Here is a 16,794-nt window from a genome sequence, read left to right as displayed (position 1 = left end):
TGTAAAAAAACAATCTCGTATATTATTTTAAGTTTGTGATAGACGATTACCTCTCCTTTAATCATTGTCTGCAGCATATAATGTTTACAAACGCCTCTGACTTCTATAAAAGACTTTAAAATAAAAAAAGTTCCCGCGATAACGGGAACCTTTCCTATTCCGGAATAGTTAAACTACTTATGTCGTTACTTTATAAACGCGTGCTTCATATGGGCGTAGATGCATCAGTATATCCCGTTCATCTGTTACCGAATAATTAGCTATAAGCAGGTTTTCGCATGTCATCCCGTCTTCCAGATAGAAATCAGTTTCTTCATCAAACAAGTTGACGATGACTGCATAACATTCTTCTTTGTATTTACGTAAATAAGCATAAACCTGAGAATGTTCTTTTGCAATGAGTTCATACTTGCCATAGATTAAAGCAGGTAAGTCTTTTCTCAGTTCAATCAGCTTTTTATAGTAATGATAAATTGAATCAGGATTATTTACCGATTCTTCCACATTAATATCCGGGTAATTCGGATTCACACCAAACCAAGGTATTCCTGTCGTAAAGCCAGCTTGAGGCTCACTGGACCACTGCATCGGTGTGCGTGAATTGTCACGCCCGTTTTTCCAGATATACTTCATCATTTCATCGTGAGTCCTCCCGTTTCCGGTTTCATACTCATATAAACTGACAATGCCGCTGTCGCTGTACTCTTCAATGGAGTCAAAACGGACATTTGTCATGCCGATTTCCTGACCTTGATAAATAAACGGTGTCCCCTGCATCAAGAAGTAGAATGTTGCCAGTGCCTTGGCTGAAGTTTTTCTTAAGTCCTTGTCATTGCCCCAGGTTGAGACGCTTCTCGGCTGATCGTGATTTTCCAAAAAGAGGGCGTTCCACCCTTTCCCTTCCAGACCAGTCTGCCATTTCGACATGGCTGTTCTTAAGGCATCAATGTCCAGGCTGCCGTCATCGGCTTTCCATAGTCCAAGGTGCTCAAACTGAAAGATCATATCAAAATAGCCGTTCTCCTGGTCCACCCAGTGTCTGGCATTTTCAAATGTGGCTCCGCCGGCCTCTCCAACAGTCATGACGTCATAGTTCTTGACCGTTCGCTCCACAAACTCAGACAAGAACACATCAATACCCGGCTGATTAGCGTGGCCTGCGTTTGACTGGACAAATTTTCTGTTTTTTGGATTCGGCAAATCCGGAAACCCGTCTCTTTTTTTAATATGCGTGATGGCATCGACTCGAAAGCCGTCAATGCCTTTATCCAGCCACCAGTTCACCATCTCATACAGCTTGTCTCGCACTTCAGGATTTTCCCAGTTCAAATCGGGCTGCTTTTTTGAAAAGATATGCATATAGTATTCTTCCGTCGGTTCATCGTACTGCCATACCGAACCACCGAAAAAGGATTCCCAGTTATTGGGTGCTGAACCATCAGGCTTCCCCGGGTGCCAGATATAATAATCACGGTAGGGACTGTCTTTTGAGGAGCGGGACTGCATAAACCATTCGTGCTCATCTGATGTATGATTGACAACCAAATCCAGGATAATTTTCATTCCTCGATTATGTACTTCGTCAAGCAGCTCCTCAAAGTCTGCCATGCTGCCAAATTCATCCATAATGGCATAATAATCACTGATATCATAGCCATTATCATCATTAGGAGACTGGTAAATCGGGTTCACCCATAAGACGTCTATGCCGAATTCCTTCAGATAATCAAGCTTTTGGATAATTCCCTGCAAGTCACCTATGCCATCACCGTTGGAATCGTAGAAACTGCGCGGATAAATCTGATAAGCAATTGCCTCTTTCCACCATCTACTTTTCATAATAACCCACTCCCTGTCTTAGTCAGTGACATCTTGTTTCTGATTACTATCGTTATTTATAGTATAGCGCACACCACGTGTATAAAACATTATTTTGTACCAAGCCGTTTCATTATACTTAGTATGGTTAAAAGGAAAAAGTTCCTGCGTCACTAGGCAGGAACCTCCTCTCAAAATCTCCATACTTTCTCACCTCAGCGTATCGATTACTTGTGTTTCATCACTAAAATTGCTGCAGTTAAAGGAGCTAACGTCACTGCCTTATCCGATACAGACAAACCAGCTGGCTGAGTAATACGCTGAGTCCCGGCATTTTCTGCATCAGCCAGAACTTCAGCTCCAGACAGGTCCGACTCAATAGTCAGTGTGCGTTCATTTTCGTCGGCATTGACAAAGACATAGTAACTGTCGCCATTTGAATCATCTGCCTTGAATGCAATAACCAGGTCTTCTTCCTCAATTTCTGGTGCATCAAGAAGCAAGACATTTTTTCTAATTTCTTCCAGCGTGCCTTTCCTGAAAGCATCTGTCTGGCGTCTGAGTTCGATTAACCCTTTCGTATAGCTTTGAGTCAGCGTACTGAATGGATAAGCCTCCTTATCCGTTACTTTTTGCCAGTCGAATTTATTGACCGCATCCGTTGCGTACACCGAATCATCAATAAAGTAAGGATAGGTAAAGGGCTCGCCGTCATTATCGGTCACAAAAATTGAACGGTCAGGCGTCTCTTCTTCCGGTACCTTTTCCTTGAAGTCATCACTTCTGAACTGCTTTGTGCGCCCATACTCCTGGCCTGCATGTAAAAAGGCTGTGCCTTGAGCAGTCAGTACCAGCAGGTTCCCAAGTCGAATGCGTTTATGAATCTCTTCCTGGTTAAACTCCGGATCTTTTTTGAGTGCGATGGCAATGACATCATGTAAAGGTAAATTATCGTGGGCTTCGATATAAGGCACCACATCTCCTGGATTTGTCGCCGTGAAGTTATGCGGATTGGCCGTCAGATTGTCGAACAAGCGTTGAATGGAACGCACGCCTCCAGTTAGAAAACTCGGCTCGCCTTCGTTCATGAAGCCGGACTTCAGCTCATTACGGAAATCATCGGAAAAGGAGCCGACACCATCAGTATGCTGCATCCAATCCTGATCAGCAGCCATGACTTCTTCATCCCCAGCGTATGTGCGCCAGCCCTCACCAATCATTAAAACAGCCGGATTCAATTCTCTAGCCGCATCATAGGCCAGTTGGATCGATTCTGCATCATGGTCACCCATCATATCAAAACGGAAACCATCCACTTTGTACTCTTTCACCCAGTGAACAATGGAATCAACGAGTATGCGGCGTGCCATTTTATGAGTGGTCCCCAGCCGTCCGCCGCCGAAGCTTTCTCTTGCTGTTCCGTCTTTGTCCATAAAATGATAGTAGTTCGGTTCGAGGTCTTCGAAAATATGCGTCTTGTTTGTATGATTATAGACAACATCCAAAGTGACGCCCATACCTCGGTCGTGAATAGCCTTAATTAGCTGCTTGAATTCTTCAATGCGCTTAGCCGGGTCAGTTGGATTTTCTGAATACATCCCCGTCAATGCAAAATAACTCTGAGGGTCATAGCCCCAATTATAGTTGGAGTCATTTGAAGCATAGTGAAGCAGGCGTTCCTGATTCTTGAATTCATTAATGACGTAATAACTCATCACAGGTAAGAGCTGAATGTGAGTGACACCTAGACTCTTGATATAGTCCAGCTTGTCAATGAAAGCCTTGAAGGTCCCGAACTGATGCGTCAAGTCACCGGAAATAGAAGGGTCGGAGGTAAAGTCTCTGACATGGACTTCATAAATCACCGCATCCTCACGCTTTTCAAAGCCTTCAATCTCGGCATAGTCCAGTTCAGGTCCAATTTTTTCCAAATCAACCAAGGCAGCTTTTGCCACTTTGTTTTCCGGATTTGTATGGTCCCAGGCGGCCAGTGATTTCGCATAAGGGTCCAAGGCTAAAACAGTTTCCCCTTCGCGCGAAATAACGAAATGATAAAAATAGCCGGTTACATCTGACAGACCAGTCGTCTTTTCATCCAGCGTTACATGCCAGACTCCTTTTTCCAGAAGTTTCATTTCAATCGCTTCGGCAACTACACAGTTCTGGTCTGCTTTATCATACAAGCGGACAGAAACAGAGTCTGCACTCGGCGACCACACTTTAACATCTGCAGTGCCGTCTGCATGAAGCTTCGCTCCCAGTTCTCCTTCATAGGTGTACAGCTTGTCTTTCAACTGCCAGCTCAAAATAGACTGAACTCTTTCATTGCTGTACTGAACAGTATAGGGTGCTTTTTCCACTACAAAGTTTCCGGTCAATTGAAGGCGGTTGTTATCTTCGTCTCCAGTCACTGATTCTACTGAAACTTTATTGCCGTTCTTATCTTCTACGACAATAGTTTCCGTAATTTCTTCTGTTTCAAAAAACAAATCGATTTGTTCTTCCGATTTCAATATGGCACTTGAAATCACTCTTTCGGCTTTAGTATTAATACGATCCTCTCCTTATCATGCAATTGGCTAATTTCTGTTTTAATATAAAATTTCTATATTTAACAGTATACAGTAAACGAAGAATTAAAAGGCACTCTCCTCTGGCGTCAAAAACACCATACAGGGGAGTGCCGATTAATTATAGAGCATTAGGTTAACTAGACAATTCTAGTCACATTTTACCTATTTGATTTGTTTCTACCTGGTGCATTATCTCTTGGATGTCCTTCCTGACGTCCAGGAGCATTATCTCTTGGATGTCCTTCCTGACGTCCAGGAGCATTATCTCTTGGGTGGCCTTCCTGACGTCCAGGAGCATTATCTCTTGGGTGGCCTTCCTGACGTCCGGGAGCGTTATCTCTAGGGTGAGTTTCTTCATCCTGACCGTCATCTGGAACTTCAGTCATGTCCCTGTCTGTCAGGACAACAACTGAAGCTGTCAAAGGTGCCAATGTGACAGCTGTTTCTGAAACCTCAACGCCTTCAGGTTCACTGATAGCACGTGTTCCAGCAGATTCCCCATCTACCAACACATAGCCTTCTGTCAGGTCAGTATCCAATGTCAGTGTACGCTCGGTATTATCTGCATTAACTAAGACATAATAGATATCTCCGTTGGAATCTTCTGCTCGGTAAACAATTGCCAGGTCATTAGACTCAATTTCCGGTACCTCTACCAGAGAGACCATTTCGTCTATCTCTTCCATCGTTCCCTTGCGGAAGGCATCCGTGCTTCTGCGCAGTTCAATCATTCCTGTTGTAAAGCTCTGCGTTGTTGTGTTGATTGGATACTCATCTACATTTGTCGCTTTATTCCAGTCAAACAGATTAATTGCATCCGTTGAATCATAGGAATCATGAATAAAGTACGGATACTTAAATGGTGTGCCATCCGCGTTTGTCATAAAGGTTGACTTATATGGAACTAAATCATTCGCGACTGGTTCAATGAATTCCGGATCACGGAACTGCTTGGTGCGTCCGAATTCCTGGCCAGCATGGATGAACGGTGTTCCTTGTGCTGTCAGTACCATCAAGTTTCCTAAGCGAATACGCTGGTGAATTTCTTCCTGGTGGTACTCAGGATCCTTTTGAATACTTTGAGCAATGACATCATGAAGGGTCAAGTTGTCATGTGCCGCAATATAAGGAACCACATCACCAGGGTTTGTTGCTGTGAAGTTATGCGGATTTGCAGTTAAGTTGTCGTAAATCTGCTGAATGGAACGTGCTCCGCCAGTAATAAAGCGAGGCTCACCTTCGCTGCCAAAGCCTGATTTCAGTTCATTTCTGAAGTCATCTGAGAATGAACCGACTGCTTCAGTATGCTGCATCCAGTCCTGATCCGCAGGCATGACATCTTCATACCCTTCATCGCCTACAAATGTACGCCAGCCTTCACCAATCATTAAAATGTTTGGATTCAGTTCTTTCGCTTCGTCGAAAGCAATCTGAATACTTTCAGCATCATGGTCACCCATCATGTCGAAGCGGAAGCCGTCTACTTTGTACTCTTCAACCCAGTAAGTGATGGAATCAACTAGTATACGGCGTGCCATTTCATGAGTGGTTCCCAGACGTCCGCCACCAAAGCTTGTACGTGACGTGCCGTCTGCATCCATGAAGTGGTAGTAATTTGGCTCAAGATCTTCAAAGATGTGTACTCTAGCTGTATGGTTGTATACAACATCTAAAATAACACCCATGCCACGGTCGTGGATTTCGTCAATAAGATTCTTGAATTCTTCAATACGCTTAGCCGGGTCTTCAGGATTTTCTGAATACATGCCGGTTAATGAGAAGTAACTGTGCGGGTCATAACCCCAGTTGTAATTTGTATTGGTTGATGAATAGTGCATCATTCTTTCGTCATTCTCAAACTCATTAGCGAAGAAGTAGCTCATGACCGGAAGCATCTGTATGTGAGTTACACCCAGACTTTCAATGTAGTCCAATTTTTCAACAAAGGCACTAAATGTTCCGAATTGACTTTCAAGCTCATCTTCAATAGAAGGATCTGATGTAAAGTCTCTGACGTGAATTTCATAAATAATCGCATCTTCACGTTTTTCGTAACCGTCTATTTCTGCATAATCCAGTTCCGGTCCGATATGGCTCGGATTCACTATTGCCGCTTTTCCGATATAGTTATCCGGATCACTACTGTCCCAGGCTGCCATTGAACGGGCGTAAGGGTCTAAAGCAAGGACCGTTTCGCCATCACGTTCAATTTCGAAGTGATAGAAGTAGCCAGTCACATCGCTTAAGCCAGTTGTATCTTCGTTCAATGTAATGTCCCAGACACCGGAATCTTTTGCTTCCATTTCAATGTCATCTCTAACAACTGTTTTCTGGTCAATTTTATCATACAGAATAACGCGAACAGCATCTGCACTTGGAGACCATAATTTCAGGTCAGCTGTACCGTCTTGATGTAAATCTAGTCCTAAATCACCATCATATGCATAAAGGGCATCTTTCAGGCGCCATCCCATACGTGCTTCAACCTGTGTTTCATTGAATAGAATCGCGAACGGACCGTTTTCGATTGAAAAATCACCTTCTAAAATAACAACATTGCGTTCGTGATCGATTGCCGTTGTAAACTCTACAGGGTTTCCTTCTGAATCTGTCACTTCAATTAACTCTTGTATAGTGTCTTCAGTCAGTCCTTCTGTTGAATGGAAGAACACTTCTATTTGAGTTTCGGAAATCAACTCTGCTCTAGTCATGCCTGTTTCGCTGGCATAATAAGGGTTGGTATAAACAGTATCGTCTCCTTCGCGTATAAATAGTTGACTGTGTTCAGATACACCTGAGAACTCGTAATCAGTGGTCTGATCACTGCCTGCCTTATCAAGGAACAAAAATCCGATTTCATCGGCATCTGGAAGTAAATCCAGATTAAAGAATGTACCATACTGTCCGATTCCATCACTGTCATGAGCACCATCTGGCCAGTTAGAAGTTTCTTCTATTACGTCTCCCCAAGTCCATAGTCCCCAGTTATCGTAGTCGGCATTGTCTCTTCTATAATTTATACGTATCATATCTTCTTCAAATAATGGTTCATACGGATAAATAGCGTACTCTTCATCCATCCATGCCTGATTCATTTCTGGAGCAATCAGACGAATTTCGTAGTCATCTGATAAATTTGCTCCGGATCGTGTATTAAACAAAAAGCCAATTTTTTCTGGGTTATCTGCCAATTCAACATCCAAATAATAGCCGTATTCTGTTTCTACAGCATTACTGAATGATAATGCACCTGTTGGCCAGTTTTCGGATGGTGATTTTACATCACCCCAGATCCAAAGTCCCAGATTTTCGCGATCATCTGACGGAAGCGCCGCAAAATGGAGGCGAAAGAAACCTTCTTCGATGTCAGTTTCTTCTACCGGTTCATCCGGTTCCTCAGGTGTTTCCACTTCTTCAGCAACAAACGCACCATTTTCTACTGAAAGCAGTGCAGTTCCGCCATCTTCCATTGCTGGAACAGTGAATGTCAGAACATGACTGTCGTCAGCAGCAACAGCTGAGTATTCTGCGTTTGAATAGTGGTCCATTACAACAACATCTTCGTTTGTTACTTCAACAGAAATTGTCTGTTCTTCTTCAGATACGTTGAATGCCATGTAGACTGATTCGTCATTCAATGCACGTTCAACCATAATCCAGTCCTGGTCATCTGAAGTCAGAAACTCAGAACGTGTTCCTCTTGAAAGAAGTTGACTGAAGTCATTTCTGAAACCAATCACTCTCTGGTAATGGTCCAGAATGTCATTGCCTTCCATCATATCCCAGCCAAAGTCATAACGGTTGTCATACACAGGCCAGTTATCCGGTCCGGATTGACCCAGTTCTTCACCGTAATAAATGACCGGCTGACCTTTTGCTGTCATTTGTAGAGATGCAGCCAGTTTCAGCTGACCTTCGTCGCCGCCAAGTGCATACAGGAACCCGGCTTCGTCGTGACTGCCTAAAAATTGGCCGAGTGTTGCATCACTAGTTAATGCATTGTTTCGCTCAATCAAAGTATCATTTGCAGCAGTCAGATTTCCTCTAACAAAGTTTCTTGCATAGTCTTTGAATGAAAAGTCCAGCAAGCTGTCCATTGTTCCGGTATTCAAGTAACCATGGTCATTTCTGTAGTTAGCACCCCAAGATTCCCCAATCATTTTGAATGCAGGGTCTCTTTCAACTAGTTCATTTTTGAAGTGCTGCCATGTTGTATCGTCAACGTGCTTCACTGTATCGACACGATAACTTGAAATGGCATTTCCATTAGGGGTGGTTGACTTAGTAATCCAGTCAGCCTGCCACTCCACCAGCTGTTCTCTCACTGCGTGGTCTTCTGTAATGAAGTCAGGCAAGCCAGCCAGTTCCATTGTCAAATCATTGCTGCCACCTGTTTCTCTGATCATGCCGTCAAAACGGGCACGGTCTTCGTCGGTCGGGTAGCCTGCCGGCGGATTCTCTACACCATCATTTGGATGCATTCCGTAGCCTGGGTGATTCAATACCACGTCTACCATGATACTGATGTCTCGTTCCGCAGCACGGTCAATCAGTTCGTGAAATTCTGCAAGTGTTCCTAAATGTGGATTTAACTCTTCAAAATCTTTAGCCCAGTAGCCATGGTAACCATAGTAGCTGCCGTTATCCGGGTCTGCGTACGATACATCATACGCTACATTTTCAACAATCGGAGTAATCCAGATAGTTGAAACACCTAACTCATCCAAGTAATCCAGGTTTTCTGTGACACCTTTAAAGTCTCCACCCTGATACGTTCCACGAGGGTTGTCGGCATTTTCATAGTTCAAGCTGTACGGGTCGTTGTTCGCCGGATCTCCGTCAGCAAAACGGTCTGTCAGCATGAAATATATAATTTCTTCATCCCAGTCGCGTTCACCTTCAGCTTTATTTCGTGCTTCAATAGTTACTTCAGTTTCAGTAGTGTAGCGTCCATTGTTTTCATCCCAGACAAAAACTGTAATTGGGTAAGTACCGGGCGCAACAGTATGGTCAGCAGACAATGTGACACGGTTCAATTCCGGGGAAATAACCAAGTCAGACGGTCCACCAATGGCTGACACGTCCGCTCTAATGCGGTCGATTGCCAGATCCGAGTTGTTTTCAATGTCAACATCTAAAATACCATGTTCATTGTAATCAAAGGAACGATTAACAGAAGCTGCAAGAGAAATGTCTCCTTCTCCCTCTGTTTCATCCGGCCCTTCTTCTACTGCATCTGCTCTATAAAACGGATTGGTGAAGATTTCTTCAACGCCAGCTTTCAGGAAGATCTGCTGGTGATTGGCAAGGTCTTCAAAAACAAGGTCCCCTGTCTGCTCTTCCGTCTCAACATTAAGAACTAAAAATGAGAAACCTTCAGCACCTTCATTAACAGGAATATCGACGTAAGCACCGTATGGTCCTAACTGCTCTGATGAAAAACGTACAGCGTCTGTTGGCCATTCTTGAGGAAGGTTTGGAGCTGCGCCCCAGTACCAAACGCCGTAATCTGAATAATTCGCTTCTTCATCATAGTAATGAATTCGAATAGTTGGTGAATCAAAATCGATTGGCTCATAGTAATACACTGAACCATCCGCTCTTACCCATACTTCTTCAACTTCTGAGAATAACTCTATTTCAATATCATCTTCAATAAATTTAGACCCATCAGAAAAAACGGGACTTAATCCAATCTCTTCAGCATCCTCTGTAATCTGAACATCCTGATAGTAACCAAAGTCCGTCTGGTTCTCTTCGACAAACGGCGACCCATTCGGCCAATCGGCTACTGAATCAGATGGGGTGCTGACATCGCCCCACATCCATAAAGATAAGTCATTATCGATAGAGTCTGTTTCCAAATGCACACGCAGCGACCGCTCTGTTTCAGCTCTAACCGTTTGAAAAACGGGGAAAAGTTGAGCCAGTGACTGCATAACTAATAAAGCAACTAAAAATGCGGAAAATAAAGTCTGAAATTTTTGTTTCATGGATTCTCTCCTTTTTAGTATTAAGCGCTTCCAACGTTTCCATAAATACTCTCCCTACTGAACAGCAAGGAGAGTCGTATTCTTATTAACCTTTTGTTGCACCTGACGCCAGACCAGAAATCAAGTATTTCTGAAGAATCAGGTAGACTGTCGCTATTGGAACAGCAATCAATACTGCACCGGCAGCGAACCGGCTGAAGTTATTTGAGAACTGTGCATTAACGAAGTTATATAGACCTAGTGCCAGTGTAAAGTTATCCGGACTTCTTAAAACGATACGCGGCAGGATAAAGTCCATGAACGGAGCCATGAAATTAAAGAGTGCCACGACAGATAAAATTGGCTTTGCCAATGGCAGTAGAATCTGGAAAAAGATTCTGAAGTGCCCGGCGCCATCCATTTTAGCTGATTCGTCCAGAGACCTTGGCAAGGTGTCAAAGTACCCTTTTACCAGGAAGGCATTCATCGGAATTCCTCCACCGATATAAATAAGGATTAGTCCCCATAGATTATCCAGTAAGCCAACAAGATTTAAAAGGATAAACATTGCAACCATAGCCATTAATACTGGGAACATTTGCAGAAGCAGGAAAGCATACAAGCCGTTTTTGCGTCCTTTAAATCGGTAACGCGAGAAGGCATAAGCCACAAAGCTAACCGTCAGAGTCGTTACAGATGATACAATAACCGAGACAAATAATGTGTTTCGGTACCATATCAGGTAGTTACTTCTCGGGTGTGTAAACAGCCAGACAAAGTTGTCAAACGACCAGTCAGCTGGATTAAGTGAAGCACTATATAAGTTACTTGTTGTGTTCATGGACATTGCGAACGCCCAAAAGAGTGGGTAGGCAATAATAATGAACATAATCGCTAGAATGAAGTAAATGAGCCCTACTTCAAAACGACTTTTCTGTTTACGGGTCATTTGTTTTTTACCCTTTTTATCTGAAGAATTAGTCATTACATGGTCCCCTCCTCTTTAAATGAACGTGATCGTCTGAACTGGAAGAACGCAAACGTTGCGACAATCACTCCCAGAATCAGTGAAATGGCAGCAGCCATACTGAATTGTGAATTGGTAAAGGTTAGACTGAATACCCATGAAATCAGAATATCGGTACCGCCGGCATTCTGTCCACGTACAGCTGGTCCACCTTCATTGAACAAGTAAATGATATTGAAGTTATTGAAGTTGAACGTGTATTGAGTCAACAGTAACGGTCCGGTTGCAAACATCAGATGCGGGAACGTGATGTTTCTGAATTTCTGCCAGCGTGAGGCACCGTCCATATCGGCAGCTTCATACCAGTCGTCGGAAATCCCTTGAAGTACACCGGAAAACAGTGCATACACATAGGGGAAACCTAGCCAGACTTGAATCGCAATGATCGCAATTCGACTCCACATGACATTGGTCATCCACGGTATAGTTGTGTTAAACAATGGCTGTATGATATCAAGGTTGATTGCCCCAAAGTTATCATTGAACAACGCAGAGAAAATAATGATAGTAACGAATCCTGGAACAGCCCATGGCAGAATCAGGACAGTACGAATGAGCTTTTTCCCTTTGAGTCGTTTGTCATTGGTCAGAACGGCCAAAAACATCCCTAAAGCAATCTGTAAAGTAGTTGCAACGAATGTCCATGTTAATGTCCAGGACAATACGCTGATGAATGTCTGACGCCACTCTGCCAAAGTAAGTAAGCGAGTGAAGTTCTCAAAGCCTACCCACTGAAGCAGGTTACGAGGTGGCGCGTTATACAAGTTATAGTTAGTAAAGGCTAAAAAGCCCATAAACAAAAGCGGTAAAATAACTACAAAAATTAGCAGTAAAAATCCAGGACCTATTAGGACATAGGGAAAAGCAGTATCCCAGGAATTCTTAAAGTTTTCAATGACTCCACCGGGGGTCCACCCGTCTCTAATTTTCTGTGCTTCATTTTTTGCATCCTGAATATTGATCCAATAAAGAGAAGCATAGAAAATAGCAAAAATTAATGCCAGTATCCCTTCAACCAGAAATACACGTGAATCATCAACACGTGCCTCTGTACCTAGGGTAACAAGGCCTTGTAAGCCAGAAGCAATAAATTCAAGCGAAACCACTGCGAAAGCAGCAAATAGTATGAAAATAGCCAATCCTTTTAGTTTTCTTTTGTTATAAATCTGTCCCATACCAGGAATAATCGACAGTAGCATAGCTTTTTTAGGGCTATGATCCAGATTTTCCGTTCTAGTGTGAGACGGTTTAATTTGGTTGTTGTTATCAGCCATAATTTCTCTCCTTCTATAAGGCGTGAAGCAATCACATATTTTAAGAATATATGATTAAAAAGATAGTACGAGGTAATTTTTAATATGAAGAAGGAGATTGAGTGTCAAATCGCTCAATCTCCTCCTCAAATTAGTTTGACGTTACAATGATATTAAGTTTACTGACCCATCATTGAAATTTCAGATTCGATTTGCTGTACAGCTTCGTCTAATACTTCCTGTACATCTTCACCTTGTTGTACGAAGTTCAGAGCGTCACCCATTGGTTCCCAAACTTGAGACATTTCAGGAATGTTAGGCATTGGGTGTGCATTTTGAGTCTGAGCAAAAATCGGCGCCAGGAATTCGTCATCAATTTCTACAGCTGTATGAGCTGGCAGTTCGCCGGCTATGTCGAAGTAAGTTGTTGAACTTTCTTCGTTGGTAATGAATAGTGCCAATTCAGTTGCCCAGTAGTCATTTTCTGTATAGTAGTTGACTAACCAACCTTTGTTTCCTGAGAATGAGTTCAATGGCTCACCGTTTTGAGTTGGCAGTTCTGCAACCAGCAGGCTGTCTCCAAGAGCTTCACGGTATTCAGCGATTGCCCATGGTCCGTTAACAATCATTCCGACGTTGCCGTCAAGGAACAGGCTGTTGGCAACTTCCAAGTCTGTACCTGAAGGCATTAATCCTTCGTCAAACCATGACTGGATAGTTTCTACTGATTCTACAGCTTCAGGAGTGTTCAAACCGATGTCTGAAGTGTCGTAGATTCCGTCTTCATCTTGTGCAAAGATGTATCCGCCATCCGCTGTAATGAATGGGTATGTGAAGTACAGGTTAGCGGCATCCATCATGAAGCCATACTGGTCACCAGTTGTTTCTTCACGGGCGATTTCCATCAGTTCATCCATTGTTTCAGGTGCTTCCGGTACGATATCTGTATTGATAAACAGTGCATACGTTTCTACAACTGCCGGAATACCATATTGTTCGCCTTCATAACTGAATGACTGAACAGCCTCTTCGTTGTATTCGCCTAAACGGTCTAATTGATCGTCAGTTAAATCAAGATCTAGAGCTAGACCTTGGAGGTAGATGTCTCCCATACGGTCATGTGGCTGGAAGTATAAGTCAGGACCTTGACCAGCAGGACCATCCAGGCTCATGCCGTCAAGCTGTTCCAGCATTTCGTATGGTGTGATCTCAACTTCAATGTCATACTCTTCAGTGAATCGCTGAGTGATTTCTTCGTAAGCATCAAGTTGAGCTTCTTCATCGTTAACCCACATAGTAAGTACTTCCGGTTTCTCCGGTGCATCTTCGTCAGTACCTTCAGCTGATTCACCGTTTTCGTCTACAGTTTCTTCTGTAGTGTCCTCATCTGCTCCTGTATCATCTGTGTCTCCGTTGTCACCATTTCCACAAGCAGCTAATAAACCAGCAGTAGAAAGCAGTAACAATCCTTTATACCAAAATTTTGAATTAAGCATGTATTATTCCTCCTGTTTTTTTTACTATTTTTTTAACTTTTGAAACCATTTGGTGTCACTTCTTTTTTCAGCCTCTATCAGCCAGAAGGTACCGTTCTGTTTGACAGGGCTTAAAAAAAGCTTTTGTAAGTGATTACATTTTAACTATATAAGGTTTTAACAAATGTTTCAATTGTTTTTTTTATGTTACCGGTATCAGGTTGTAACTGTTGTTAAATTAAAAACTTAAACTAACTTTAAAACTTGACGACAAAGGCTTCGTAAGGTGATAAAACTAACCCGTCAGAAGTGACCGTTGTACGTTTAGCATTTGATATCAGGACTTTTGATTTAAGTGACAGTTCGTTCAGTACCAGACGTTCCGGTTCGTCACTGATATTGCCACAGACCAGCCAGTTTTCTCCTTCATAGCTGCGTTTATAGACAAACAGCGAAGGATGATCGGCCAATAGCAGTTCGAAATCCCCCCAGACAACTAACGGGTGGTTTTTTCTAAGCTGAATCAATTGCTGATAGGTATAAAAGACCGACTCAGGCTCATTCAGCGCTGCTTCAATGTTAACTTCTTTATAGTTAGGCTGAACGGGTAACCATGGTGTGCCGGTGGTGAATCCAGCCTGATCCTCAGCATTCCACTGAACCGGTGTGCGGGCATTGTCTCTCCCTTTCACATTAATCGCATGCAGAAGTTCCTTCTCAGAATAGCCATCCTCCAGACGTTCGTGATACATGTTGATGCTCTCAATATCATCCACTTCATCAATTGACTTGACGGTACGGTTCGTCATGCCGATTTCTTCCCCTTGGAAAATATAAGGCGTGCCTTTCATCATATGAGAAACGATAGCCAGACACTTGGCGCTCTTCTCACGGTATTTAGTGTCATTGCCAAAGCGTGAAACGGCCCTTGGCGTATCATGATTGTTTAAAAACAGGCTGTTCCATCCCTCATCTTTTAATTCGACCTGCCATTTAGTGAGCACCTCTTTCCATTCTTTCAAGTCAAGCTGCTTTAAATCCCATTTCGTTTTCCCAGGCTGTTCGTCCAGCATCATGTGTTCAAACTGAAAGACCATCGACAGCTCATTGCGGTCTGGATGGGAATAGAGCTTGGCTGATTCAGGCGTCGCACTCCATGTCTCACCTACTGTCATGACGTCGCGCCCTTTAAGCGTCTCATCATGCAGTTCTTTGAGGTAGTCATGCAATTTCGGACCATCTGCCGTAATCTTTTCATCCGGCTTCTTGCCAATCAGGTCAATAACGTCCATTCGGAAACCGCCAATGCCTTTGTCCAGCCAGTAATTCATCATGTCGTATATTTCGCCGCGCAGCTGTTCATTTTCCCAGTTCAAATCCGGCTGCTTTTTACTGAACAAATGCAGGTAGTACTGATTACTCGCTTCATCCAGTTCCCAAGCTGAGCCACTAAACGTCGATCCCAAATCGTTCGGTTCTTTTCCGTCAACTGGGTCTCGCCAGACATAATAGTCGCGGTAAGGATTGTCTTTTCCTTTTTTCGCTTCAACAAACCAGTTGTGTTCGTCACTTGTGTGATTTACCACCAGGTCCATTACAATACGAATGGAACGTTTTTTTGCTTCGGCAATCAGCTCATCCATGTCCGCCATCGTGCCGTACTCCGGGTGAATCGCCTGATAATCACTGATATCATAGCCGTTGTCATCATTCGGCGACTGGTAGACCGGACTCAGCCAGATGGCGTCCACTCCCAGTTCCTCCAAGTAATCCAATCGGCTGATGATGCCTTGAATATCGCCGATGCCGTCCCCATTGCTGTCCTGGAAACTGCGTGGGTAAATCTGATAAATCACTGCATTCTGCCACCACTTCATAAGTATCTCCACACTCCCCTCTTATTGGCTTGCTTTAGCCAAAATAGTATCTAAATCGAGCTCTTCCGTGCTTTGTACAGCATAATCTGCTTCTTTCATTGCATCTTCTGAACCGACCCCGACAGAAAACATCCCTGCACCGTTAATGCCTTCAATACCGGCTTCAGCATCTTCAAATCCAACACATTCATCTGGTCTTAAGCCGAGCATTTCAGCTCCACGGACAAAGATTTCCGGATCAGGTTTACCTGCTTTAAGAGTAGCCGGGTCAACAATGCCGTCAAACAGGTCCATAATCTCCAGGCTGTTCATGATGGCCGGTCCATTCTTGCTTGCAGATGCCAGAGTCATGCCCAGTCCTTTTTCTTTAGCTTCTTTAAGCAGTTTGTCGATACCGGGAAGCAGGTCAGCTGGTGTAATTTCTTTGATATACTCTTTGTATTCTTCATTTTTTTGAGTAGCCAGTTCTTCTTTTTCTGCTTCTGTATAGTCTGACTCCTTGTTGCCGTGTTTTAAAATCAAGTCGAGTGATTCCATGCGGCTGATGCCTTTCAACTGCTCATTGAATTCGCGGTCAATCTCGATACCAATTTTTTCAGCCAGACTCTTCCAAGCTAAGTAATGGTACTCAGCTGTATCTGTAATAACGCCATCTAAATCAAAAACTAATCCTTTAATCATGTTCATTCCTCCATAATTTATCTTGTTTTTATTTTTCATTGGTTACTAGGTGAAAATAGTCGATTGAGTTGTGGGTCAACCATCCGTTTCCCCTGAACCCAAAACGACTAGTCATCTC

General features: G+C 43.3%; 8 protein-coding genes. All 8 read right to left on the bottom strand.

Annotated elements, in window-relative coordinates; genetic code table 11:
- Window positions 1–177 precede the first annotated feature (177 nt).
- Window positions 178–1,839 carry a glycoside hydrolase family 13 protein gene (locus tag ACYVLS_RS02470; protein WP_460320823.1) on the bottom strand — a complete coding sequence of 554 codons (1,662 nt, stop codon included), beginning with the start codon at window positions 1,837–1,839 and terminating at the stop codon, window positions 178–180.
- A 206-nt stretch (window positions 1,840–2,045) separates the two neighbouring features.
- Entirely contained in the window at window positions 2,046–4,331 is a 2,286-nt protein-coding gene (locus ACYVLS_RS02465; protein ID WP_460320821.1) for a pullulanase, read from the bottom strand.
- 218 nt (window positions 4,332–4,549) lie between these two features.
- Complete coding sequence (locus ACYVLS_RS02460; RefSeq protein WP_460320819.1) at window positions 4,550–10,384, bottom strand: pullulanase; 5,835 nt, start codon at window positions 10,382–10,384, stop codon at window positions 4,550–4,552.
- An 85-nt stretch (window positions 10,385–10,469) separates the two neighbouring features.
- Window positions 10,470–11,348: a sugar ABC transporter permease gene (locus ACYVLS_RS02455; RefSeq protein WP_460320817.1), complete on the bottom strand. Its 879-nt coding sequence runs from the start codon at window positions 11,346–11,348 to the stop codon at window positions 10,470–10,472.
- Entirely contained in the window at window positions 11,348–12,664 is a 1,317-nt protein-coding gene (locus ACYVLS_RS02450) for a carbohydrate ABC transporter permease (protein ID WP_460320815.1), read from the bottom strand. The genes ACYVLS_RS02455 and ACYVLS_RS02450 overlap by 1 nt, the downstream gene beginning before the upstream one ends.
- 158 nt (window positions 12,665–12,822) lie before the next feature.
- The gene (locus ACYVLS_RS02445; RefSeq protein ID WP_460320813.1) at window positions 12,823–14,139 is read right to left on the bottom strand and encodes a sugar ABC transporter substrate-binding protein; all 1,317 of its coding nucleotides are present in this window, start codon (window positions 14,137–14,139) and stop codon (window positions 12,823–12,825) included.
- Between the two features lie 236 nt (window positions 14,140–14,375).
- Window positions 14,376–16,001, bottom strand: coding sequence for a glycoside hydrolase family 13 protein (locus tag ACYVLS_RS02440; RefSeq protein ID WP_460320898.1), 1,626 nt, complete (start codon window positions 15,999–16,001; stop codon window positions 14,376–14,378).
- Between the two features lie 15 nt (window positions 16,002–16,016).
- The gene (gene pgmB, locus ACYVLS_RS02435; protein ID WP_460320810.1) at window positions 16,017–16,676 is read right to left on the bottom strand and encodes a beta-phosphoglucomutase; all 660 of its coding nucleotides are present in this window, start codon (window positions 16,674–16,676) and stop codon (window positions 16,017–16,019) included.
- Window positions 16,677–16,794 lie beyond the last annotated feature (118 nt).

This window comes from Alkalibacterium psychrotolerans (assembly GCF_054784355.1).
The sequence above is the reverse complement of the archived record's forward strand: the minus strand, read 5'-3'. Positions and strand labels throughout refer to the sequence as shown.